24 protein-coding genes and 1 pseudogene are annotated in these 19,950 nt (G+C 69.8%); 8 read left to right on the forward strand and 17 right to left on the reverse strand.

What is annotated here, in order from left to right:
• Positions 1-35: 35 nt before the first annotated feature.
• Both ACTWQN_RS24195 and ACTWQN_RS24200 read left to right on the forward strand, forming a co-directional pair.
• Entirely contained in the window at positions 36-515 is a 480-nt protein-coding gene (locus ACTWQN_RS24195; protein WP_443205838.1) for a hypothetical protein, read from the forward strand.
• On the forward strand, positions 512-1,972 hold the full coding sequence (locus ACTWQN_RS24200) for an MFS transporter (protein ID WP_443205839.1): 1,461 nt from the start codon (positions 512-514) through the stop codon (positions 1,970-1,972). The genes ACTWQN_RS24195 and ACTWQN_RS24200 overlap by 4 nt, the downstream gene beginning before the upstream one ends.
• Before the next feature lie 100 nt (positions 1,973-2,072).
• On the opposite strand, the gene ACTWQN_RS24205 is transcribed toward ACTWQN_RS24200, so the two are convergent.
• The 4 genes from ACTWQN_RS24205 to ACTWQN_RS24220 are packed head-to-tail and all read right to left on the reverse strand — an operon-like array spanning position 2,073 to position 3,973.
• Positions 2,073-2,348: a hypothetical protein gene (locus tag ACTWQN_RS24205; protein ID WP_443205840.1), complete on the reverse strand. Its 276-nt coding sequence runs from the start codon at positions 2,346-2,348 to the stop codon at positions 2,073-2,075.
• A complete protein-coding gene (locus tag ACTWQN_RS24210) occupies positions 2,348-2,578 on the reverse strand; it encodes a non-oxidative hydroxyarylic acid decarboxylases subunit D (protein WP_443205841.1) in 231 nt (76 codons plus the stop codon). The genes ACTWQN_RS24205 and ACTWQN_RS24210 overlap by 1 nt, the downstream gene beginning before the upstream one ends.
• Positions 2,579-2,606: 28 nt before the next feature.
• Positions 2,607-3,614, reverse strand: coding sequence for a UbiD family decarboxylase (locus tag ACTWQN_RS24215; protein WP_443205842.1), 1,008 nt, complete (start codon positions 3,612-3,614; stop codon positions 2,607-2,609).
• Positions 3,575-3,973 carry an HFCD family protein gene (locus ACTWQN_RS24220; RefSeq protein ID WP_443205843.1) on the reverse strand — a complete coding sequence of 133 codons (399 nt, stop codon included), beginning with the start codon at positions 3,971-3,973 and terminating at the stop codon, positions 3,575-3,577. The genes ACTWQN_RS24215 and ACTWQN_RS24220 overlap by 40 nt, the downstream gene beginning before the upstream one ends.
• Positions 3,974-4,095: 122 nt before the next feature.
• On the opposite strand from ACTWQN_RS24220, the gene ACTWQN_RS24225 reads away from it, so the two are divergent.
• Positions 4,096-4,509: a MarR family winged helix-turn-helix transcriptional regulator gene (locus ACTWQN_RS24225; protein WP_443205844.1), complete on the forward strand. Its 414-nt coding sequence runs from the start codon at positions 4,096-4,098 to the stop codon at positions 4,507-4,509.
• Positions 4,510-4,547: 38 nt separating this feature from the next.
• Here ACTWQN_RS24225 and ACTWQN_RS24230 read toward each other — a convergent pair whose 3' ends face one another.
• On the reverse strand, positions 4,548-4,745 hold the full coding sequence (locus tag ACTWQN_RS24230) for a hypothetical protein (RefSeq protein WP_443205845.1): 198 nt from the start codon (positions 4,743-4,745) through the stop codon (positions 4,548-4,550).
• Between the two features lie 123 nt (positions 4,746-4,868).
• Here ACTWQN_RS24230 and ACTWQN_RS24235 point away from each other — a divergent pair, with 123 nt between their 5' ends.
• Complete coding sequence (locus tag ACTWQN_RS24235) at positions 4,869-5,036, forward strand: hypothetical protein (RefSeq protein WP_443205846.1); 168 nt, start codon at positions 4,869-4,871, stop codon at positions 5,034-5,036.
• A gap of 13 nt (positions 5,037-5,049) precedes the next feature.
• On the opposite strand, the gene ACTWQN_RS24240 is transcribed toward ACTWQN_RS24235, so the two are convergent.
• Complete coding sequence (locus ACTWQN_RS24240) at positions 5,050-6,219, reverse strand: MFS transporter (protein ID WP_443205847.1); 1,170 nt, start codon at positions 6,217-6,219, stop codon at positions 5,050-5,052.
• Between the two features lie 125 nt (positions 6,220-6,344).
• Here ACTWQN_RS24240 and ACTWQN_RS24245 point away from each other — a divergent pair, with 125 nt between their 5' ends.
• Together ACTWQN_RS24245 and ACTWQN_RS24250 are read left to right on the forward strand one after the other, a co-directional pair.
• Positions 6,345-6,827 carry a GNAT family N-acetyltransferase gene (locus ACTWQN_RS24245; protein WP_443205848.1) on the forward strand — a complete coding sequence of 161 codons (483 nt, stop codon included), beginning with the start codon at positions 6,345-6,347 and terminating at the stop codon, positions 6,825-6,827.
• A 23-nt stretch (positions 6,828-6,850) separates the two neighbouring features.
• On the forward strand, positions 6,851-7,774 hold the full coding sequence (locus tag ACTWQN_RS24250; protein ID WP_443205849.1) for a pseudouridine synthase: 924 nt from the start codon (positions 6,851-6,853) through the stop codon (positions 7,772-7,774).
• A 60-nt stretch (positions 7,775-7,834) separates the two neighbouring features.
• Here the strand turns inward: ACTWQN_RS24250 and ACTWQN_RS24255 are convergent, their stop codons facing one another.
• The 7 genes from ACTWQN_RS24255 to ACTWQN_RS24285 all read right to left on the reverse strand — a co-directional run bounded on the left by ACTWQN_RS24255 (position 7,835) and on the right by ACTWQN_RS24285 (position 15,171).
• On the reverse strand, positions 7,835-8,941 hold the full coding sequence (locus ACTWQN_RS24255; RefSeq protein ID WP_443205850.1) for a 3-isopropylmalate dehydrogenase: 1,107 nt from the start codon (positions 8,939-8,941) through the stop codon (positions 7,835-7,837).
• A gap of 50 nt (positions 8,942-8,991) precedes the next feature.
• Entirely contained in the window at positions 8,992-10,404 is a 1,413-nt protein-coding gene (locus tag ACTWQN_RS24260; protein WP_443205851.1) for an amidase, read from the reverse strand.
• A gap of 11 nt (positions 10,405-10,415) precedes the next feature.
• Positions 10,416-11,222, reverse strand: a complete 807-nt coding sequence (locus ACTWQN_RS24265; protein WP_443205852.1) for a polysaccharide deacetylase family protein — start codon at positions 11,220-11,222, stop codon at positions 10,416-10,418.
• A gap of 52 nt (positions 11,223-11,274) precedes the next feature.
• A complete protein-coding gene (locus ACTWQN_RS24270) occupies positions 11,275-12,585 on the reverse strand; it encodes an MFS transporter (RefSeq protein WP_443205853.1) in 1,311 nt (436 codons plus the stop codon).
• A 53-nt stretch (positions 12,586-12,638) separates the two neighbouring features.
• Positions 12,639-13,364, reverse strand: a complete 726-nt coding sequence (locus tag ACTWQN_RS24275; RefSeq protein ID WP_443205854.1) for an SDR family NAD(P)-dependent oxidoreductase — start codon at positions 13,362-13,364, stop codon at positions 12,639-12,641.
• Between the two features lies 1 nt (position 13,365).
• Positions 13,366-14,133: an SDR family NAD(P)-dependent oxidoreductase gene (locus ACTWQN_RS24280; protein ID WP_443205855.1), complete on the reverse strand. Its 768-nt coding sequence runs from the start codon at positions 14,131-14,133 to the stop codon at positions 13,366-13,368.
• 258 nt (positions 14,134-14,391) lie between these two features.
• Positions 14,392-15,171 carry a FadR/GntR family transcriptional regulator gene (locus ACTWQN_RS24285; protein WP_443205856.1) on the reverse strand — a complete coding sequence of 260 codons (780 nt, stop codon included), beginning with the start codon at positions 15,169-15,171 and terminating at the stop codon, positions 14,392-14,394.
• Positions 15,172-15,287: 116 nt separating this feature from the next.
• On the opposite strand from ACTWQN_RS24285, the gene ACTWQN_RS24290 reads away from it, so the two are divergent.
• Complete coding sequence (locus tag ACTWQN_RS24290) at positions 15,288-15,995, forward strand: class I SAM-dependent methyltransferase (RefSeq protein WP_443205857.1); 708 nt, start codon at positions 15,288-15,290, stop codon at positions 15,993-15,995.
• Here the strand turns inward: ACTWQN_RS24290 and ACTWQN_RS24295 are convergent.
• The 3 genes from ACTWQN_RS24295 to ACTWQN_RS24305 form a co-directional block, all read right to left on the reverse strand.
• Positions 15,986-16,282, reverse strand: a complete 297-nt coding sequence (locus ACTWQN_RS24295) for a YciI family protein (protein WP_443205858.1) — start codon at positions 16,280-16,282, stop codon at positions 15,986-15,988. The two genes, ACTWQN_RS24290 and ACTWQN_RS24295, sit on opposite strands and share 10 nt — an antisense overlap.
• A 139-nt stretch (positions 16,283-16,421) precedes the next feature.
• Positions 16,422-17,471 carry a cyclase family protein gene (locus ACTWQN_RS24300; RefSeq protein ID WP_443205859.1) on the reverse strand — a complete coding sequence of 350 codons (1,050 nt, stop codon included), beginning with the start codon at positions 17,469-17,471 and terminating at the stop codon, positions 16,422-16,424.
• Between the two features lie 157 nt (positions 17,472-17,628).
• On the reverse strand, positions 17,629-18,528 hold the full coding sequence (locus tag ACTWQN_RS24305; RefSeq protein ID WP_443205860.1) for a LysR family transcriptional regulator: 900 nt from the start codon (positions 18,526-18,528) through the stop codon (positions 17,629-17,631).
• 298 nt (positions 18,529-18,826) lie between these two features.
• Here ACTWQN_RS24305 and ACTWQN_RS24310 point away from each other — a divergent pair.
• A pseudogene (locus ACTWQN_RS24310) lies at positions 18,827-19,078 on the forward strand (pyridoxal-phosphate dependent enzyme); the annotation flags it as partial.
• A 48-nt stretch (positions 19,079-19,126) separates the two neighbouring features.
• On the opposite strand, the gene ACTWQN_RS24315 reads toward ACTWQN_RS24310, so the two are convergent.
• Complete coding sequence (locus tag ACTWQN_RS24315; RefSeq protein WP_443205861.1) at positions 19,127-19,873, reverse strand: GntR family transcriptional regulator; 747 nt, start codon at positions 19,871-19,873, stop codon at positions 19,127-19,129.
• Positions 19,874-19,950 lie beyond the last annotated feature (77 nt).

Below are 19,950 nucleotides of genomic sequence, written 5' to 3' on the forward strand. Positions count from 1 at the left end.
GGCCAGAGTTGGTCTGCACCGGCAGAGGCGTCGCGATGGCAGCGCCCGCGCACGTCCCGGACGTGTTCGACCCGCGCAGGTACGCCGACTGCGTACCGCACGAGGACTTCGCCTGGTTGCGGCGGCACGCGCCGGTGAGCCGACATCGGGAACACCAGATCGGCGACTGGCCGCCCGGACCCGGGTCCTGGGCCGTCACCAGGTATTCCGACGTCGTCGCGGTGCTGAAGTCCGCCGAGATCTACTCGTCGTGGTGGGCGCAACCCCACCGGCCGGTGCTCAGCTTCCGGCGCACCGCGAGCACCGAACTGCGCGGCCGACACATCAGCGCCGCCGGGGACAAGATCGTGGTGTTCCACTGCTCGGCGAACATCGACGAACGCCAGTTCCCCGAGCCGCACCGCTTCGACATCCGGCGGGCGGCCAGCGACCACATCAGTTCGGCAATGGCCCGCACGTCTGTCTGGGGTGACCGTCGGCGGCGGCGCAACGCGCATTTTATGGTCGGACCATGACCGTCGCTGTCGCGTTGCGCTCGGATTCCGGCCGCTGGATCATCGCCGCCACCATTCTCGGCTCGGGGGTGGCGTTCCTCGACGGCTCAGTCGTCAACGTCGCGTTGCCCGCGATCGGCCGGGAGGTCGGCGGGGACCTGAGCATCCTGCAGTGGGTGCTGAGCGCCTACCTGCTCACCCTCAGCGCGCTGTTGCTGCTCGGCGGCGCGCTCGGGGACCGCTACGGCCGCCGCCGGGTGTACACCATCGGCCTGGTGCTGTTCACCTTGGCGTCGCTGGGGTGCGGCCTGGCCCCTACCGGCGAAGCGCTGATCATCGCGCGCCTGGTGCAGGGCGTGGGCGGGGCGTTGCTGGTGCCCGGCAGCCTGGCGCTGATCAACTCGGCCATCGCGCACGACGACCGCGGCGAGGCGGTCGGCCGGTGGGCGGGGTTGACCGGTGTGTGCTCGGCGATCGGCCCGTTCCTGGGCGGGTGGCTGGTGGACGTGGCGTCCTGGCGCTGGGTTTTCTTCATCAACGTGCCCATCGCGGCGGGAGCCCTGCTCGCGCTGCGGCACGTGCCCGAGACCCGCAATCCGACCGCGACCGGTCGACTGGACATCTTCGGCTCGATCGCCGTGACCGTCGGCCTGGCCGGGACGGTGTTCGCCCTGATCGAGGTCCCGACCCACGGCTGGACCCCGCTCACCGCGGCGGCGGCCGCCGTCGGTGTCGCCGCGCTGGTGGGCTTCCCGCTGATCGAGATGCGGCACCCGAACCCGCTGCTGTCGTTGTCGTTGTTCCGCTCCGCGCAGTTCACCGGCGCGAACCTGACGACCTTCACCGTGTACGCGGCGCTGAGCGGTGCGCTGTTCCTGTTGTCGTTGCAGTTGCAGCAGTCGATGGGCTACGACGCGCTGGCGGCGGGCATCGCGACGTTGCCCATCACGATCATCATGCTGCTGATGTCCGGACGGGTGGGTGCTCTCGCGCAGCGCACCGGTCCGCGGGTGCCGATGACGGTCGGGCCGATCGTCTGCGCGATCGGCCTGGCCATGCTGACGTGGGCGGTACCCGGCAGCACCTACGCGAACGGGGTGCTGCCCGGTGTGCTGGTGTTCGGCCTCGGCCTGGCGATCACGGTGGCGCCGCTGACCTCGGCCGTGCTCGCCTCGGTCAGCGCTGACGACGCCGGAATCGCCTCCGGCGTGAACAACGCGGTGTCCAGGTTGGCGGGGCTCATCTCGGTCGCGGTGCTCCCGGTGCTGGCCGGGCTGTCCAACACCGGCACGGGCGCGGCGCTGGGCGCCGGTTTCGGCCAAGCGATGCTCGTTTCGGCGGTGCTGTGCGCGGTCGGCGGGGTACTGGCCTGGTTCACCGTCGGCCGCGGGAAGAAGGTCGCCACCTACCCGCTGCCGGGCCTCAACCACGCCTGCCAAGACCCCTGCACCTGCGAGCTGGGCAATCGGCGTGGCTAGAAGCCTGCCTCCGACCTCGTTCTGCGCAGCGGTGCCGGGACCTCGGACGCCGTCTCGCTCCGGAATCCTCGACATCATCCATGTCCGGGCCGCGTGAACCTCATCCGCCGCAGATCTCGGTGAGGTGTTGGAAGGGCCATTGGTGGACCGGGCGCCGCAGCAGGTCTTCCGGCGGATCGGGCAGCGGTACCGGTGTTTCGTCGAAGCGGGCGATGACGACGGCTCTGTCCTCAGTGGACCGGTAGACGTCCGCGCGCTGGAAGCCCGGTTGCTGCCGCAGGTACGGCAGTGCGGTCCGCTCGATCCAGGACAGCACGTCGGGCAGTTTGCCCGCCGCGGCGCGGACTTCCCACATCAGCGTGTCGTGCCCCGACATCACGGCGCCTTGCGCAGCGGCGGCACGGCGGGGACCTGCGGCGCGTTGTCGATGTCGGCCTGGGTCATCCGGAACTCCGCCGGGAAGGCTTCGCGCTGCGTGCGGCGGGCCGGTTCGGTGCTCCGCCAGGTGTACAGGCAGCGGACGCACTGCAGCACCTGCCACACCCCGGCGACCGGCGAGACCGCGAGCAGCCGCACGTCCTCGCACACGCATCGCGGACACATCATGGCTTCCTCCCCGTTCATCACTTGGTGCTCAGCATCGACTGCAGCTTGCCCAGCCACTGCGGCATTTCGGGCAGGTGGCCGGGCCGATCAGGTAGTCGATCTCGGTCCAGGGCATGCCCAGGTACAGCGACTCGAAGATCGGGTTGGTGCGGTAGGAGATCTTGTCGATGCGCACCACGGTCATGTTCCGGCCGCCGGAGTAGTGTCCGGTGAACTCGCCGAAGGATCCCTCGATCTCCCGCTTGCGCCCCTCGATGACGCCCTCCAGCAGGACTTCGCAGCCCCACGGCACGTCCAGGCCGGTCAGCGGTCCGGTCGCGATCGGCACCGGCGCGCAGCGCAGCGCCCCGGCCATCTCGTACTCGGACTGGTCGTAGGCCAGCGGAGTCCCGGCCACCACCGACACCATCGGGTCGTTGCCCAGCGCGATGGCCACCGGAAGGTCTTCGCCCGCCCGCTCGGCCTTGTTCAGGTGCAGCGCGATGTCGTGCATCGGGACCGGCTGCAGCCCGAGCCTGTTGCGGCCCTTGACCTCCATCCGGTACACGCCGATGTTCTGCTCGTCGAAGTTCTCCGGGTCCTCCGGATCGCGGGAGACCACCGCGGCCTTGTCGACGTAGAAGCCTCCGTCGCCGTCGTTGAGCCGGAACAGCGGCAGCACCTGGAACAGGTCGACCGCGGCGCCGTCGAGGGTGTTCTCGACGAACGGCGGATCGTCGCGGCGCCGCGGTGGGACCGGGAAGTTGGCCCAGCGCCGGACGAACTCGTCGACCTGCTCCCTGGTGGAGGCCGTCGGCGGCAGGCCCATCGCGATCGCGTGGTTGGCCCAGGATCCGTGCGCGTTCAGCGCGATCCGGGCGCCGGTGAAACCGGTGATGTTGTCGAAGTACAGCGCCGGGGCCTGTTCCCCCAGTCGCGAAGCGGCGTTGGCCGCCGCGCCGAGGTCCGGTTCGGGATCGACCTGCTCGGTGATGCGCAGCAGCTGACCCTGCTCCGCTAGCGCGTCCAAATAGGACCGGAAGTCGTCGTAGGCCACCGTTGGTTCGTCCTGTCCCAGTCGTTGTCGCGGCGGGCGGCGGCGAGGCCGGTCCAGCGGCGGGCCGTGGGGGTTTCCAGGGCGAACTGGTCGAGCACCCGGCTGACCAGGTGATCGACGATGTCGCCGACGGACGATCCGGACGAGATCGGCGCGGCCTGATCGCCTGCGCCGTGCACCACGTCGGCGAGCAGTGCGACCTCGCGGGCGGTGTAGGGCGTCTCCAGTTCGATCGTCGTGCGCGCCCAGCGGCTCATCACGAGATGCGTCTCCACGTCCGGCATGTCGTGCAGCACCTCCAGCAGCCGCACGCCGATGGGCGCCCCGGTCGCCCCGGTGATGCCGACGATCAGCCGCATGATCCGCCTCCTCCCAGTTAGTTCGTATACGAACGTTTGCATGCAGGCCAACACTTGGTTGGGCCGTTTGCACTACGATTCCCAAGCCCAACTGCCGATCCCGACGGAAGGTGACGCCCCACGTGGAGCTGGACAAGGCCGTCTTCCACCTCATGCGCCGCGCCATGCAGGAGCACACCGCGAACTGGCAATCCCGCCTGCCGCACCTGACCAAACCGCAGTACGCGGTGCTCAACGCGATCCGCGAGCACCCCGGCATCGAGCAGGCACAACTCGGCCAACGGGCGGCGATCGACAAGGCGACCCTCGCGTCGCTGCTGGTTCGGATGGAGCACCGCGGGCTGGTCCACCGCACCGTCGACGACAGCGACCGGCGCCGCCGCCTCCTGCGGCTCACCGACGCGGGCAAGGCCGAGCTGCGCAGGGTCACGCCGATCGCCGATGGGGTGGACGCCGAACTGCTCGAACGGCTCACCCCAGCCGAGCGCACCGAACTGCATCGGCTGCTCGGCAAGCTCGCGCCCGCAGACGAGTAGTCAACTGATCCGGACACCGGTGGTGATCGAAGGATGCCTCATGCCGCGGTGGTCCCCGCGGTCAACCGGTGCATTCGCAGCAGCCACAGTTCCAACTCGGAGAGCTGGCCGTCCAGGCTTTCGCTGCCGTACATGTCCGGGCTGGCGCGCAGGGTCATCAATTCGTCCCAGCGCCGTTCCATCTGCTCGACCAACTCCCGCACCGTCACCTGCGGTCCCCTCTCCCCGGTCTGCACACAACCGCCGCTGACGGTACGGCGCGCCCGGACCTGCGGAGAAAGGCCAAAAGTCACGGTTTTCATCCGATTTGCCCGAATCGATGCGGACTGAAGTGGGACGGTTGTGGTGTTATTCGATGCATGAGACGAGGGCGCCGAGGTCATCCCTGCGAACCCGACATCACCCGGATCGGCCTTTGGCGCTGCCCGGAGTGCCGCCAGCTGTGGGAAATCCACGGCGTGGCTGGAAATCCCCGGATCCGCAAGGTGAGCCGGATCGGCTGGTTCCTCGCCAAGCTGCTCGGCTGACGCCTGCTGCCGGTCACTTCCCCGGCAGCCGCGCGGCCAGCAGCACGATCGCCACACCGGCGATCGGGACCACCACCAGGCCCAGCCGCAGGCTGACCGCATCGGCCAGCAGCCCGACGATCGGCGGGACCGCCAGCGTCCCGAGCCGGTAGACCCAGCCGACGACGGCGAGTCCCGCACCGGAGGGCAGGCCGGGCAACTCGTCGGCGGCGTGGAAACCGGCCGGGATGATCGTGGCGATCCCCCAGCCCGCCACCGCGAATCCGATGACCGTGGTGGGGATCGACGGCCACAGCAGCGCCGCGCCCACCGCCACGACCACCAGGACTCCCCCGGTGCGGGCCACCGCGCGGTAGCCGAAGCGGTTCACGATCCGATCGCCGGAGAGGCGGCCGACCGTCTGCGCCGCCTGCAGCGCGACGAACACCATTCCGGCCAGCGCCGGAGCCGCGCCCAGCGAGTCCCGGAGGTACACCGCGCCCCACGACGCGGCGGTGTCCTCGACAAGCACACCGGCCGCGCACAACACGCCCACCGCCAACAGCGCGAACAGCAGCGCCGGTCTTGGCCGGACTCGCGGTGTGCGGCCCTCCTCCCGTTCGGCGTTGTCGTGTCCGGGCAGCAGGAACCGGCCGCACGCGATGGCCGCGGCGGCCAGCACCACCGCGGCCATGCCGAGGTGCAGCGGCAGCGGCAGCGCTACTCCGGCGGCCAACGAGCCCGCCAAGCCACCGACGATCGCACCCACGCTCCACAGGCCGTGGAAGGAGTTCACGATGGACCGCCCGTAGCGCCGTTGCACCCGCATTCCGTGCGCGTTCATGGCCACGTCCACGACCGAGTCCAGCGCGCCCGCGACGAACAGGGCCGCGGCCAGCTGCCACCACTGCCCGGCCAACCCGATCGTCACCAGAGCTGAGGCCTGCAACACCGAACACCACACCGCGACCGCTGCCGAGCGCCACCGGGCAAGGATCGGCCCGGCCAGCAGACCTGCCAGCAGGGCGCCCAGCGGGAAGGCCGCGATCGCGGTGCCCAGCGCGGCGTTGGACAGGGCCAGGGCCTCCTTGAGGTCCGGGTAGCGCGGCACCACGCTGGCGAAGCTCGCCCCGTTGATCAGGAACAGGGCGGCCACCGCCAACCGCGCCGCCACCGGCTTGCCAACAGCCGTGATCTCCGACATCCGGGTTCCTTTCCAACGGGCTGCCGCCGATGATGTCAAGAACGGGAGTGCACGGGTGCAGGCCGGTGCGGATCGGGGGGTTGGTCCCCATCCGCGCAAGGCCGCTATTCCACAGTGGAGGATTGGTGAGCGCGTTGGCGACGCTGTCGATCGGTAACGGGACCTATGTGCTGCGGCGGGCCACCGGCGCCGACATCGCCTCGATCGTCGAACTGCTGGCGGCCGATCAGCTCGGCGCGACGCGGGAGTCCGCCGCCGACCTCCAGCCCTACCTGCGAGCGTTCGCCGAGATCGACGCGGATCCGGCGCAGTTGCTCGTCGTCGCGGAAACCAGCGGTGACGTCGTCGCGACCATGCAGCTGACGTTCATCCCCGGACTTGCCCGGCGCGGCGCGCTGCGGGCCCAGATCGAGGCGGTCCGGGTGCACGAGCAGCACCGCAGGCACGGCCTGGGCCGCGAGATGTTCGACTGGGCCATCGCCGAGGCCCGGCGGCGCGGCTGCGCCCTGGTGCAGCTGACCTCCGACAAGCAACGCGACGACGCGCACCGCTTCTACGCCCGCCTGGGCTTCGCAGCCTCCCACGAGGGCTTCAAACTGCGGCTGTGATCGCCGGTTAGGCTGGTGGGGCGATGCGACGCAAGCTCATCTCGCCGCTACCGCAGCGGCATGGCCTGGATCCCGTCCGGTTGCGACTGCCCGTCGACGGCCACTGGGCCACCGTGCGGGACTTCCTCGTCGACCGGCTGCCGAAGCTCCCCCCGGACCGCATCGACACCATGCTGCGCGACGGGCAGATCGTCGGGAGCGACGGCCCGCTCGGCGCGGATGCGCCATTCGTGCCCGGCGCGTTCGTCTGGTTCCACCGCGACCTGCCCGACGAGACGCCGGTGCCGTTCGCGCTCGACGTCGTGCACCGCGACGACGATCTGCTGGTCGTGGACAAGCCGCACTTCCTGGCCACCACGCCGCGGGGCGGGCACGTCCTGGAAACCGCGCTGGTGCGGCTGCGGCGGGAGTTGGAGCTACCTCGGCTCAGCCCGGCACACCGGCTGGACCGGCTGACCGCCGGGCTGGTCATGTTCGTGCTCAAGCCCGAGCGGCGCGGCGCGTACCAGACCCTGTTCCACGATCGCTTGGTGCGCAAGGAATACGAGGCCATCGCCCGCTTCGACGCGCGGCTGGCGATGCCGCGCACGGTGCGCAGCCGGATCGTGAAGCGGCGCGGCGTGCTCGCCGCCCAGGAGGAACCGGGCGAGCCGAACAGCGAAACCCGCATCGAGTTGATCGAGCACCGCGACGGGCTCGGCCGCTACCGGCTGCTGCCCCGCACCGGCCGCACCCACCAGCTGCGGGTGCACCTGGGCAGCCTCGGCATCCCGATCGTCGGCGACGACCTCTACCCCACCGTGCGGGCCCGCGCGGCCGACGACTTCACCGCTCCCCTCCAGCTGCTCGCCAAGACGCTGGAGTTCACCGACCCGCTCAGCGGAACGCTGCGCCGCTTCGAATCCCACCGCACCCTTGACCATTGGCCGAACCGCCCGATCCGGTGATGGGTGAGGGGCACCTGTGACCAACTAACTGGGTCACAGGTGCCCCTCACCTCGAAAAATTCACACTGCGGCGATTGCGGTCATGATCGACGGGGTGGTTGGGATTTCGAGGTTGGTGACGCGGTCGGCCATGCGGTCGCCGAGTTCGGTGGTGGATGCGCCCATGGCCGGGCCTGCCAGGGCGGGGAGTTCCGCGAGGACTGCGGCCGCGGCTTGTTCGCAGGCGAGGGCGGCTTGGCCTTGGCCCAAGGTGGCCAGGCAGAGAGCCGCCGACAGCACTGCCGCCGCCGGATTGGCCCAGCCGCGGCCCGCGATGTCCGGGGCCGAGCCGTGCACCGGTTCGAACATGCTCGGGGCGGTGCCGTCGAGGTTCAGGTTGCCGCTGCAGGCCACCCCGAGTCCGCCCTGGATGGTCGCGCCGAGATCGGAGATGATGTCGCCGAAGAGGTTGTCGGTGACCACCACGTCGAAGCGTTCCGGGGTCATCGGCAGGTGCTGGCACATCGCGTCGACGTGCACGTAGTCCAATTCCACCGCTGGGTAAGACCTGCTCACCTCGTCGACGACCTGCTGCCACATCGCGCCCGCGTGCACCAGGATGTTGGTCTTGTGGCACAGCGTCAGCTTCCCGCGACGCTGCTGGGCGAGCCGGAACGAGTAGTCCACGACCTGGCTGATCGCCGCCACCGTGTTCACCGATTCCTGCAACGCGACCGCGTGCGGAGTTCCAGCGTGCACGGTGGAACCCGCGCCGACGTACAGGCCCTCGGTGTTCTCCCGGATGATCACCAGGTCGCAGCGCTGCGGGGTGAGATCCCGGATGGGCGTCGGCACGCCGGGGTAGAGCCGCACCGGCCGCAGGTTCACCGGCTGCGCGAACTCGCGCCGCAGCTTCAGGATCAGGCCGCGCTCCAGGACACCGGGCCGCACCCGCGGGTCGCCCATCGCGCCGAACAGGATCGCCCGGTGCGAACGCAGCCGCTCGACGGTCGCGTCGTCGATCACCACGCCGGTGTCCAGGTAGTGCTGCGCGCCCAGGTCGTAGCGGGTGGTGTTGAGCTCGAAGCCGAACCGCTTCGCGGCGGCCTCGACGACCTTCAGCGCCTCGCCGGTGACTTCCGGACCGATCCCGTCACCATCGAGCACGGCCACGTCGTAACTGTCCACTGTGAACTCCTCAGCAGGATGATCGGCCTCAGCAGGATTATCGGGGAGTCTCACAATGCTCTCGCGGGGATGATCGGCGGTAGTACCCGTTCCAGTGCGCGGCAGGCGCGCAGCACGGTCGCTTCGCTGCCCGGTCGGCCGATCACCTGCAATCCCACCGGCAAACCGTCCACCGTCCCGCACGGCACGGTCGCCGCGGTGAACCCGGTGTAGTTGATCAGGTAGGTGTAGGCGACGTACGGCAGCCGGGCCTCGTCCGGGATGCGGTTGCGATCCGCGGCCAGTTCCGGCGCGACCATGCCTACCGTCGGGGTCAACAGCAGGTCGGCGCCCTCGAAGAGGTCCTCCAATGCGCGGATCGCGTGGCAGCGCTCCCCCAGCGCACGCGAGTACTGCGCGCCGGTGATCTTCGCGGCGCGCTCGAAATGCGTCCGCGCGTAGTCGGTCAGCAGCGCTCGCGTGTCGAGGTCCTCGTAGAACCGGGCGCCGCCCGAGGCGTACCGGTCGGCCATCATCATCTGGTAGAAGCCGTCCCGCCAGCGGTCCGCCTGCATGCTCCCGGACGACGCCCGGACCGTCGCACCCAACCTGACCAGCTCCCGCGCCGCGTCCCGGCACTGCTGCGCGACCGCAGTCGAGGCATCTACCAGCCCGGACCGCTCCAGCCACGCGAACCGCAGATCACCCACCTGGTCGTCGAGATCGGACAGGTAGTCGGCCGGGGCGTCGCGCAGGCACATCGGATCGCGGGCGTCCGGCCCGGCCAGCACCTGCAGGGTCAGCGCCGCGTCCCGGACGTCGCGGGTGATCGGCCCGGCCGAGGAGAACAGCAGGGTGCCGACCAACCCACCCACGTGCGGCACCAGGCCCCGGCTGGGCTGCAAGCCGACCAGCCCGCACAACGCCGCCGGGATGCGGGTCGAGCCGCCGCCGTCGCTGCCGATCGCGATCTGGGTGAGACCGGCGGCCACGCTCGCCGCCGCGCCGCCGCTGGAGCCACCCGGGCTGCGCCCGTGATCCCATGGGTTGACCGTCTCGGGCATCAGGTCGTTGGTGGTTCTGGTGAACACCGCGAACTCCGGGGTGTTCGTCTTGCCGACGATCACCGCGTCCGCCTCGCGCAACCGCTGGGCGTGCACGCTGTCCCAGTCGGGCACGTAGTCGGCCAGCGCCCGGGAACCCGAGGTGGTGCGCATCCCGGCGGTCTCGAAGAGGTCCTTCAGCGACACCGGGATGCCGAACAGCGGACCGGGCAGCTCGCCGCGCGCGAGCTTTTCGTCCAGCTCGCCTGCCCGCCGCAGCGCGCCATCGGCGTCCACGGTGAGGAAGGAGTGCACCGTCGCGTCCCGCTCGGCGATTCGCTCCAGCGTCGCCCGCACGACCTCGAAGACGCTGAACTCGCGATCGACCAGCCTGCGCCGCATCGCCCAGGCTGGCCCGTCGAGCACGGCGGCCAGATCCACGGCAGCTCCCCTCACTTCGCGCGCTCGGCCAGCAGGCGCGGGCGCAACTCGTCGGTCAACTCGCCGAAGGTGCTGAACCTCGCGCCACCCGCGGCCAGCACGTGTTCGACGAACCGCTCCAGCACCCACATCCGCGACGGGCGGCCGATGACCTGCGGATGCATCGCGACCACCAGGCAGCGCCCCGGTTCCTGGCGCAACTGGTCGAACTCCAGCGTCCAGGTCTCCAGCACGTCGCTGGGCGCCGACATCACACGACCGGGCAACTTGTTGCTGTACAAGAAGAACGGCGCGTCGTCCAGGTGCCAGGAGAATGGGAACTCCACGATGTCGGTGTCGGCGAGCAGGTACGGTGAGTCTCCGTCGAAGAAGTTGCTGGAGTACTCGAACCCGAACTCCACCATCAGGTCCAGGGTGTTCGGGGTGAACTCGGCGGCGGGCGAGCGGTAGCCGCGCGGCGGGCGGCCGGTGAACTCCTCGATCACCCGGTAGGCGCGTTCGAACTCCTCGCGTTCCTGCTCCTTGTTCAGGTTCTGCGCCCAGGTGTGGGTATGGCTGTGGTGGCCGATGTCGAAGCCCGCCTCGACGATCGTGCCGATCTCGGCCGGATACCGCTCGATCACCACACCCGGCACGAAGAACGACGCCGGGATGCCGTGCCGGGCCAGCAGCCGCATGATGCGCGGCAGCCCGACCGTCGGTCCGTAGCGACCTTGGGACAGCCACACCGGCTTGGCGGCGCTGTCCGGATCCCTTGCCTCCCAGAGGGTTTCGGCGTCCACGTCGAAGGTCAGGACGACGTCGATGTGCTCAGTCACGATTCGCCTTTCCGAGCTCATATCCTGGTGGGTGGGCGGCGACAGCCGGTGTTCAGGCCTCGCGCAGCGGTTCGTGCGCCGTCTCCCGCAACCGCAGGTAGACCACCAGCGTGGGCACCGCGACGAGCATCGTGTAGAAGGCTGGGGCCAGCGGGCTGTGGAACGTCGCGATCAGCCAGGTCGACACGAACGGCGCGGTGCCGCCGAACAGCGCCGAGCTCAGGTTGTACGGCAGCGCCAGCGACGAGTACCGCAGCCTGGTCGGGAACATCTCGGTGATCGCGGCGGTGCCCGGCCCCGCGTACAGCGACATCAGCAGCAGGGCGGGCAACTGCATCCCCAACGCCAGCGCGAACGAACCCTGGGCCAGCAGCAGGTAGATCGGGTAGGCCAGCACCAGGAAGCCGATCGCGTGGGCGATCAGCATCGGACGCCGCCCGAACCGGTCCGACAGCTTGCCGACCACCGGCGTCAGCACCGCGTAGATCGCCATGCCCACCAGGTTGATCGCGTACGCGTCGGACAGCGCCAAGCCGCCCTCCTGGTTCAGGAAGGTCGGCATGTACGTCAGGAACGTGTAGAAGCCGACGTTGGGCAGCGCCACGAAGAGGAACGCGGTGGCCATCGCGCGGCGCTGGGTGCGCAGCGACTCGCGGGTCGGCGCGACGGCCACGATGTCCTGCTTCTGCAGTTCCCGGAAGTGCGGGGTGTCCTCCATCCGGAACCGGATGTAGAACCCGACCGCGCCCAGCACCAGCGCGATCAGGAACGGCAGCCGCCACGCCCAGTCCCGCAGCACCTGTTCCGACCAGGCGTTGGTGATCACCGTGACGATCAGGATGCCCGCGAGCTGCCCGACGATGACGCTGAACTGCTGCCAGCTGGCCACCCAGCCCCGGCGGCCGTTGGCCGCGTTCTCCACCATCAGCGTCGCCGACCCGGTCCACTCGCCTCCAGCTGAGAAGCCTTGGACCAGCCGCAGGACGACCATCAGCAGCGGCGCGAACAGGCCGATCTGGGAGTAGGTGGGCAGCACGCCCATCGCGAAGGTGGACAGCGACACCATGATCAGCGCTAGGCCGAGCGCGGTGCGCCGCCCCCGCCGGTCGCCGAGCTGGCCGAAGAACAACCCGCCCAGCGGGCGGATCACGAAGCCGACGCCGAAGACCGCGAAGCTCGCCAGCGTTGAGGTCACCGGGTCCGCTGCCGGGAAGAACAGCTTCGACAGCACCGGGCTCAGCGCCGCGTACACCCCGTAGTCGTACCACTCGATGAAGTTGCCGATACCGCCAGCGATCACCGCCTTGCGAGCGCGCCGCGAATCCGCGCCGCGCTCAGCGACGACCGTCGTCGCCTGTGGCATGGGAGTGGCTCCTTTGCTCTTCGCGGATCCTGCTGGGTTTTTCGCGCGGCCGTTCACAGCGACCGCCCGCCGTCGATGACGAGGTTGTGCCCGGTGATCGCCGAAGCCTGCGGCGACACCAGGTACGCCGCCGCGTCGGCGACCTCCGCCGCGGTCACCAACCGCCCGAGCGGGATGGCCGCTTGGGCGTTGGCCAGTTGAAATGCGTGTTCGGGGCTTTCGGCCTGCCACGAGTCCAGCATCAGCGGGGTCAGCGTGACGCCGGGCGAGACGCAGTTGACCCGGATTCCGGTGCCGCCCAGCTCCACCGCGAGGATCTTCGCGAGCTGGATGACACCGGCTTTGGAGGCGCCGTAGGCCGCCATCCCGGCGCGGGCCCGAAATCCGGACGCCGAGGAGATGAGCACGATCGACCCGCTGCCGTGCGGCCGCATCAGCGCGGCGGCGGCGCGCGCCACGATGAAGCTGCCGACGAGGTTGATGTCGATCAGCTCGCGGAACGCCTCGGTGGTCAGTTCGTCCGCCGGTTCGCCGCGCTGCGCGATGGCCGCCGAGTGCACGACCGCGTCGATGGGACCCCACTTCGCGGCGACGGCGTTGAACGCATCGGTCACGGCGGCCTCGTCCCGGACGTCCACCGGATAGCCGTCCGTTGTGGACGCTCGATCGAATACCGCGACCCGCCAACCGGATTCGGCGAGCCGGTTGACGATCGCGGCGCCGATGCCCGAGGCGCCACCGGTGACGACGGCGGTGCCGGGCCGGTCGGTTTCCGGCATCTCAGCCTCCCCAGGCGGTCCAGCCGCCGTCGACGTAGATCGTCTGGCCGGTGACGTAGGAGGCGTCCGGACCGGCCAGGAAGGCGATCACCTTGGCGACCTCCTCGGCCGTGCCGAAGCGACCCATCGGAGTGCGGGCCAGCACCATGTCCGGGTCCAGCAGGCCGCGCTGGAAGTTGCGCTCCACCAGCGGGGTTCGGATCGTGCCGGGGGCCACCGCGTTGACGCGAACGCCGTCGCGCGCCCATTCCCCGGCGAGCGCGCGGGTGAACCCTTCGATGGCCGCTTTCGTCGCGCTGTAGGCGACCCGGCCGGGCAATCCGACCTTCGCGGCGACGCTGCTGACGTTGACGACCGCACCACCGGCGGCCTTGAGCGCGGCCGAACATCGCGCGGCGAGGCGGAAATGTGCCTTCGCGTGCACCGCGAACAGCCGATCCCAGTCCCCGGCGGTGATGTCCTCGACCGGCTTGGTCAACCCAGTGCCCGCGTTGTTGACCAACACCGCGAGCCGTCCGGAGTGCCGATCAACCGCTTCGCCGAGCGCCGCGACACCATCGTCCTCCCCGACGTCAGCGACAACCGGGATCACCTCGACGCCGCAGGCGCGCAGCTGCACGGCACACTCCGCCAGCTCCGACGACGCGGCAGCGCCGGGGACCCGATTGATCACGACGTCGAAGCCCCGGGCGGCGAGCTCGTGAGCCGTAGCGGCCCCGATCCCGCTGCTGGACCCGGTGACCAAGGCCAGTTCGCGCGTGGCCCTCACCCCTTCCAGTCACTGGACAGACCAGTGGGAACCTAGCCCCCACCAACTGGTCTGTCCAGTGCCCGGCACCGACTTTCCCACGCCCCCCAGCACCGGTAAACACAACCACCAACACCCCCTGAGGCCACGGTGACGCAGATCTCCCCACAACCACCCGTTCCCACGATCCGGACGGAGTGAAGGGCACCTTTGACCGAGTATGCCGGTCAAAGGTGCCCTTCACTCGTCACCCGAACGGTGAACGCGCGCATCGGGGTGTCAGGAAGTTGTTGTGAGGAAGGGGTTTTCGTTGGGGCAGAGGCTGGCGAGTGCGGCCCGTTCGGCTTCATCGAGGTAGTCGCGGTAGTAGGCGAAGATGCTGTGCCGGGCCAGCGACGCGGCCCGCTCGCCGTCGCGCACCTCGATCGCGTCGAACACGATCTCGTGGTGGCGCAACGATTCCGCCATCTGCGCGCGCTCGTCGTCGGCCCGCACGATCTTGTCCTCGATCTGCACCAGCGCCGCCTGCCGCGCCGCGCGCAGGCTGTACTGGATCAGCGTGTTGCGGCTGGCGGCCGCTACCAGCTCGTGGAAGTCGAAGTCGGCCGCGCCGAACTCCTCCGGCCCGCGCTCGATCGCCGCGCGCATCGCGGCCAGGCTCGCGTGCATCGCCGCCAGCTGCTCGTCGGTGCGCAGCCCAGCGGCCAGCTGGTTGGCCGTCGATTCCAGCATCATCCGATATCCGACCAGCTCACCCGCGGTGCAGCCGTGCAACCGCACGATCCGCTCCAGGGTGTCGCTCAGCGGCCCACCCGCCGGATCCAGCAGCAGCGGTCCGGACCGGTCGCCGTGCCGCGACTTCACCAGGCCGGAGTGCTCCAGCACGCGCAGCGCCTCGCGCACCGTCGCGCGGCTCACCCCGTAGCGGGCCACCATCTCGCGTTCGCTGGGCAGCCGGTCGCCGGGTCGCAGCACGCCGCTGGCCAGCTCGCGTTCCACGGCGTCGACGATCTGCTGATACGCCCGCGAGCCGCCCGCCACGTCCGCCATCCCATTCATCCGACTCACCCTCCACCGCTGGCCTGCCTGAAGCAAAGGCTACCCACGGGTTAAGCCTGGCCACCGGCAGTCGGCGATCTTTGCCGCGTGCGAGCCCACCTGCCAAGATCCGTGGCGTGACCGACAACGTTGGCTCAACACCCCAGTACGAAGCGTTCGCCGACGAGTTCGCCGAACACGCCGAGAACGGTCTCTACAACGCGCATTACGACCGCCCGGCCTGCCTGTCGCTGCTCGGTGAGGTGTCCGGGAAGCGGGTGCTCGACGCCGCGTCCGGGCCCGGCTTCTACGCCGAAGAACTGGTCGCGCGGGGCGCGCGGGTGACCGGCTGCGACCTCAGCGCTCGGATGGTCGAGCTAGCCGCGACGCGGGTGCCCTCGGCCGAATTCCGGGTGCACGACCTCGCCGAACCGCTCGACTGGTTGCCGGACGCCTCGGTCGACCTGGTGCTGTTCGCGCTCGCCGTGGAATACCTCGATGACCGGCTGGCCGCGCTGCGCGAGATGCGCCGCGTGCTGCGGCCCGGCGGGGCGCTGGTGATGTCGCGCATGCACCCCACCGGCGACTGGCTGCGCCACGGCGGCAACTACTTCGAAGCTCGCGTCGTCGAGGAAACCTGGAAGCGGGGCTGGCAGGTCCGGTATTGGCTCGCTCCCCTGGAGTTGACCTGCGAGGAGCTGTTCCGCGCCGGGTTCGTCATCGAGCGGCTGCTAGAACCCCGACCAGCCGAAACGGGCGCCGTCGTCAACGCCGAGGTCTACGAGCGGTTGCAGCGCGAACCGACCGGGTTCCTGGCGATCCGCGCCCGGCCGGATTACACGTAGCCCTTGCCGTCCAGGTATGCCTTGCGCCAGCGAGTGATCTTGACATCGGCGAACAGGCCGATCTTGACGAACGGGTCCTTGGCGATGAACTCCTCGGCCTCAGCGCGGGTTTCGACGTCGACCAGGTAGACACCGCCGGAGGCCGCGTCGCTGTCATCGGCCAGCTTCGCGCCGCAGGCCAGCAGCAGCGCTTTGTTGGCCTCCAGGAACGCCAGGTGCTCGGGCCGGGCGTCCAGCCGCACCTGCTGGTGGTCCGGTTTGTCGAACGTCTCGATGAAGTACGGCATCTCGCGCTCCTGCTTGAGAGGTCCTATTCGGACTGCGGCCCGATGCGTCCGACACTACTGCGCGACGCACCGGGACGACAAGCATCCGGTTTGATCACCGGTGCCCCGGCGGGGAAACCGGCCAGGCGGCGCGGACCTGCTACACCGTGGCGACCGGCGTGACCGGCGAGCCGACCGCACCTGGCAGGTTCAGCGGTGGCGCGGTGAGCAGGAAGCGGCTTCGACCGCGGGCCCGCAGGTGCTCGGCCAGCGGTGTGAGCCGCCAGAGTTCACCGAGGTGCACGCCGAGCTTGAACAGGCAGTGCTCGTGCAGCGGCAGCACCGCGGCGGGCACCGCGGCCTGCGGCGCCGGGAATGCCTCCACCGCGTAGTTGTCGGCCACCAGGGCGGCGAGCCCGGACTCGGTGATCCAGCGCAGCAGTTCCGGGTCGCGTCCATTGAGGACAGATCCGTACCCGTGCAGCACCTCCGGATCCGGATCTCCGTTCATCTCCAGCACCTTCTCGCCGAATCCGGTGTGCAGGCAGACGATGTCGCCGTCGGCGACCACGACACCGTCGGCGGTCATGATGTCCGCGAGGATGTCGAAGTCGACGAGCGTGCGCGCGTCACCGAGGTGGGCGTGCAGGTCGATCAGCACCGCCCGGCCCTGCACCGCTTTGCGGGCCATGTGGTCGATCCCGAGCGGACCGGCCGAGGACGTCGTGGTGCGGTGCAGGGTTTCCGCGCCCGCGTCGTCGAGCCCGGCCGGGCCGACGACGTGCTCTGCGGCGCGGAATCCGTTGTAGAACACCGGTTCCGGGACGCCGTCACCATCGGCGTCGAACATCGACCCGGCGTGCGCCAACGAATCCCACTGCGTCGAGTACTGCAGGTGCAGCACCGCCAGGTCGTCGCAGAGCACATCGGTGTGGCCGGGGTGCAGGCGGTCCATCTCGAAGTTGTAGTTGACCTCCCCGGCGCGCCGGGTCGGCCGGAGCACGGGCGGGAACCGGTTGGGATTCAGCGCGTTGCCGCCGGGGAGGTCCAGCGGCAAGCTCAGGCAGTACGCGATGCCTTCGGCGACCTCGGCGGTGCCTTGCCGAACCTTCTCCGGGGTGAGCAGGTTGAGCCGTCCCAGGTTGTCGTCGGGACCGAAATCACCCCAGTTCGAACCCTCCGGCCGCCGCACCCAGCGCGGATTGCCCATCTGCACCTCCAAGATTCCGGCAACGCGGCCGTCGTTCCCGGACGGCGAAGCCGCGTTCGGTTGCGCACGCTACGCGGGCAGGCTATTCGACCGACGGCGTTCGATCACCCACTGTTTTCGCCCAGAGCACCGGTTTTGCCCAGACCACCGGCTTTGCTCAGCCCAGCGGCGGAGTGGGCAGCGCTGCCTCGGCGATGGTGAGGACCGCGCGCAGGGCCGCCGAGGTGTTGTCGGTGCGCCAGGCCAGCGCCGCGTGCAGCCGCATCGGCGGGCCCGCCAACGGCCGGTACACCAGGCCGGTCTGCTGGATGTGCTGGCAGGACGTCAGGGTGAGCGTCACGCCGACACCAGCGGCGACCAGCGCGAAGATCGTGTAGGAGTCCGGGGCTTCCTGGACCACGCGTGGGCTGAACCCGGCGGACACGCACGCCTTGACCAGCGCGTCGCGCACCGTGGACCCGGCGTTGGACGGGAAGCTGACGAACGGCTCGTCGGCGAGCTCCTCGATCGGGATGCGCTCGCGGCTGGCCAGCGGGTGGTCGATGGGCAGCGCGCAGATCAGCTCCTCCACCTCGATCACCCTGGTCCGCACGCCCGGCTGGTTGACCGGCAGCCGCACGAAGCCCAGGTCCAGCGACCCGTCCGCGACCTTCGCCAACGCGATGTTCGCGTAGGTCTGGCCGCGCATCACCAGTTCGAGCCCCGGATGCGTGGCGCGCACCGCACGGGTCAGCAGCGGCAGCGACTCGTGGGTTGAGGCACCGGCGAATCCGACCGTGACCCGCCCGTATTCGCCGCGCCCGGCGGCCTTGGCGGCCCGCACGGCGGCGTCGACGTCGTCGAGCACCGCGCGAGCGGGTTCCAGGAACGACTCACCGGCGCTGGTCAACCGGACCGATCGGGTGTTGCGCTCGAAGAGCTGGATGCCGAGTTCTTTCTCCAGTTGGCGGATCTGCTGGCTCAACGGCGGCTGGGCCATCCGCAGCCGCTTTGCGGCGCGGCCGAAGTGCAGTTCCTCGGCGACCGCGATGAACGCGGTGAGGTGGCGCAGCTCCACGGTTGGCCTCGGTTTCACCCCGCAGCTGGGGAATCCATTAATTCTGCCTCTCGATCCGACCCTAATTCAGCACCCGAGGGCTATCAATGCCGGGCCCGCCGGAAACGACCGTCCTCCGCTGCTCGCGGACCGGCACCCCGATCACGACCTGCCCGTGCCCGGCGACCGGTTCGGGGCCCGGCACGACCGGCTCGTTAGGCTCGGGTGCCAGCGATCTGTTGAGGAGCGAGGCCCGTCGGATGATCGACCGTACTGATGTGCAAGCCTCCGCAACCCGTCCGGGGTCGCCGCCGATTCGCTCGGCGCCAGCCGGATCGGCGAGATCGCCTTCGCGCTGGCCACCCGCACCGGGGTGCGGTCGGTGCTGGTCGGCGATGAGGAGATCAGCCAGGCGCGGCGCGAACTCTGGCAGCGGTACCGGCTAGTGGTCGAACACGGCACGGCGGCGGCACTGGCCGCGGTGACCGGCGGCGCCTACCGACCGGCCGACGGCGAGCGGGTCGCGATCGTGCTCTGCGGCGCCAACACCGACCCCAGCGACCTCGCTTGAGCGACCGGGCTGCGCGCCATCCCGGGACGTCACCCGGTTCGCCCGGCGTCAGCGGACGTTGCGCCGGAGGCGGACCCGGTACGAGTAGTGCTCGGGGAGGAAGTGGCTGACCGCGAGCTCCACGGGTTGGCCGGTCGTCGACTGGTACATGCGGTCGATGCGCAACAACGGCCGTTGCGGCTCGCACCCGAGGCGCTCGGCGATCTCAGGTGTCGCCAGGCCCACGGTGATGCTCTGCTCGGCCTCCGCGATCGGATCGCTCAACCGGTCGTCCAGCAGGCCGATGATGGTGACGCCGCTGCGTGCGCCGACCTCGGTCAGCTCCGGCACCGACTCGACCAGCTTGCCGATCGCGGGCGGCAGGAACACGGTGGTCAGGCAGAACGGGATGTCGTCGTGCAGCCGTCGGAATTCCAGCATGTGCACCCGGTCGGACAGCAGCCGCAGGCGACCGGCGGCGTCCAGGTCGACCTGCTGCCGCAGCGGGGTGATCAACTGCATGGTGGTGTCGATGGACAGTCCCATCAGGTCGTCGATGGAACCGAACTGGCGCAGGTACTGCTCCTCGCGGGGTGCGGCGAAGGTGCCCCGGCCGGGAATCCGGTACACCATGCCCTCGGCCACGAGGTCCTGGAAGGCGCGGCGCACCGTCTGCCGACTGACGCGGTGCGTCTCGGCGAGCTCGGCCTCGGTGGGCAACCGCTTGCCCTCGGGGTAGTCGTGCTGCAGGATCGCCGACCGCAACTCCCGCGCGAGGCGCAGGTACGCACTCTCCCGACCATCGGTCCTCATCATTTCACCACCCCGCTGGAAACCGAGGAACACCCGCACCCAACATACTTGGCCACAGCTGCCCCTCACCCACCATCGAT

It is taken from the genome of Saccharopolyspora antiqui (assembly GCF_052246905.1).
In the GTDB taxonomy this organism is placed as follows: Bacteria; Actinomycetota; Actinomycetes; order Mycobacteriales; family Pseudonocardiaceae; genus Saccharopolyspora.

Coding starts and splice junctions, on each gene's coding strand:
- ACTWQN_RS24195 (WP_443205838.1), top strand. CDS start 36: ATGGCAGCGCCCGCGCACGTCCCGGACGTGTTCGACCCGCGCAGGTAC.
- ACTWQN_RS24200 (WP_443205839.1), top strand. CDS start 512: ATGACCGTCGCTGTCGCGTTGCGCTCGGATTCCGGCCGCTGGATCATC.
- ACTWQN_RS24205 (WP_443205840.1), bottom strand. CDS start 2,348: ATGTCGGGGCACGACACGCTGATGTGGGAAGTCCGCGCCGCGGCGGGC.
- ACTWQN_RS24210 (WP_443205841.1), bottom strand. CDS start 2,578: ATGATGTGTCCGCGATGCGTGTGCGAGGACGTGCGGCTGCTCGCGGTC.
- ACTWQN_RS24220 (WP_443205843.1), bottom strand. CDS start 3,973: ATGCGGCTGATCGTCGGCATCACCGGGGCGACCGGGGCGCCCATCGGC.
- ACTWQN_RS24235 (WP_443205846.1), top strand. CDS start 4,869: ATGAGACGAGGGCGCCGAGGTCATCCCTGCGAACCCGACATCACCCGG.
- ACTWQN_RS24240 (WP_443205847.1), bottom strand. CDS start 6,219: ATGTCGGAGATCACGGCTGTTGGCAAGCCGGTGGCGGCGCGGTTGGCG.
- ACTWQN_RS24250 (WP_443205849.1), top strand. CDS start 6,851: ATGCGACGCAAGCTCATCTCGCCGCTACCGCAGCGGCATGGCCTGGAT.
- ACTWQN_RS24270 (WP_443205853.1), bottom strand. CDS start 12,585: ATGCCACAGGCGACGACGGTCGTCGCTGAGCGCGGCGCGGATTCGCGG.
- ACTWQN_RS24275 (WP_443205854.1), bottom strand. CDS start 13,364: ATGCCGGAAACCGACCGGCCCGGCACCGCCGTCGTCACCGGTGGCGCC.
- ACTWQN_RS24285 (WP_443205856.1), bottom strand. CDS start 15,171: ATGAATGGGATGGCGGACGTGGCGGGCGGCTCGCGGGCGTATCAGCAG.
- ACTWQN_RS24295 (WP_443205858.1), bottom strand. CDS start 16,282: ATGCCGTACTTCATCGAGACGTTCGACAAACCGGACCACCAGCAGGTG.
- ACTWQN_RS24300 (WP_443205859.1), bottom strand. CDS start 17,471: ATGGGCAATCCGCGCTGGGTGCGGCGGCCGGAGGGTTCGAACTGGGGT.
- ACTWQN_RS24315 (WP_443205861.1), bottom strand. CDS start 19,873: ATGATGAGGACCGATGGTCGGGAGAGTGCGTACCTGCGCCTCGCGCGG.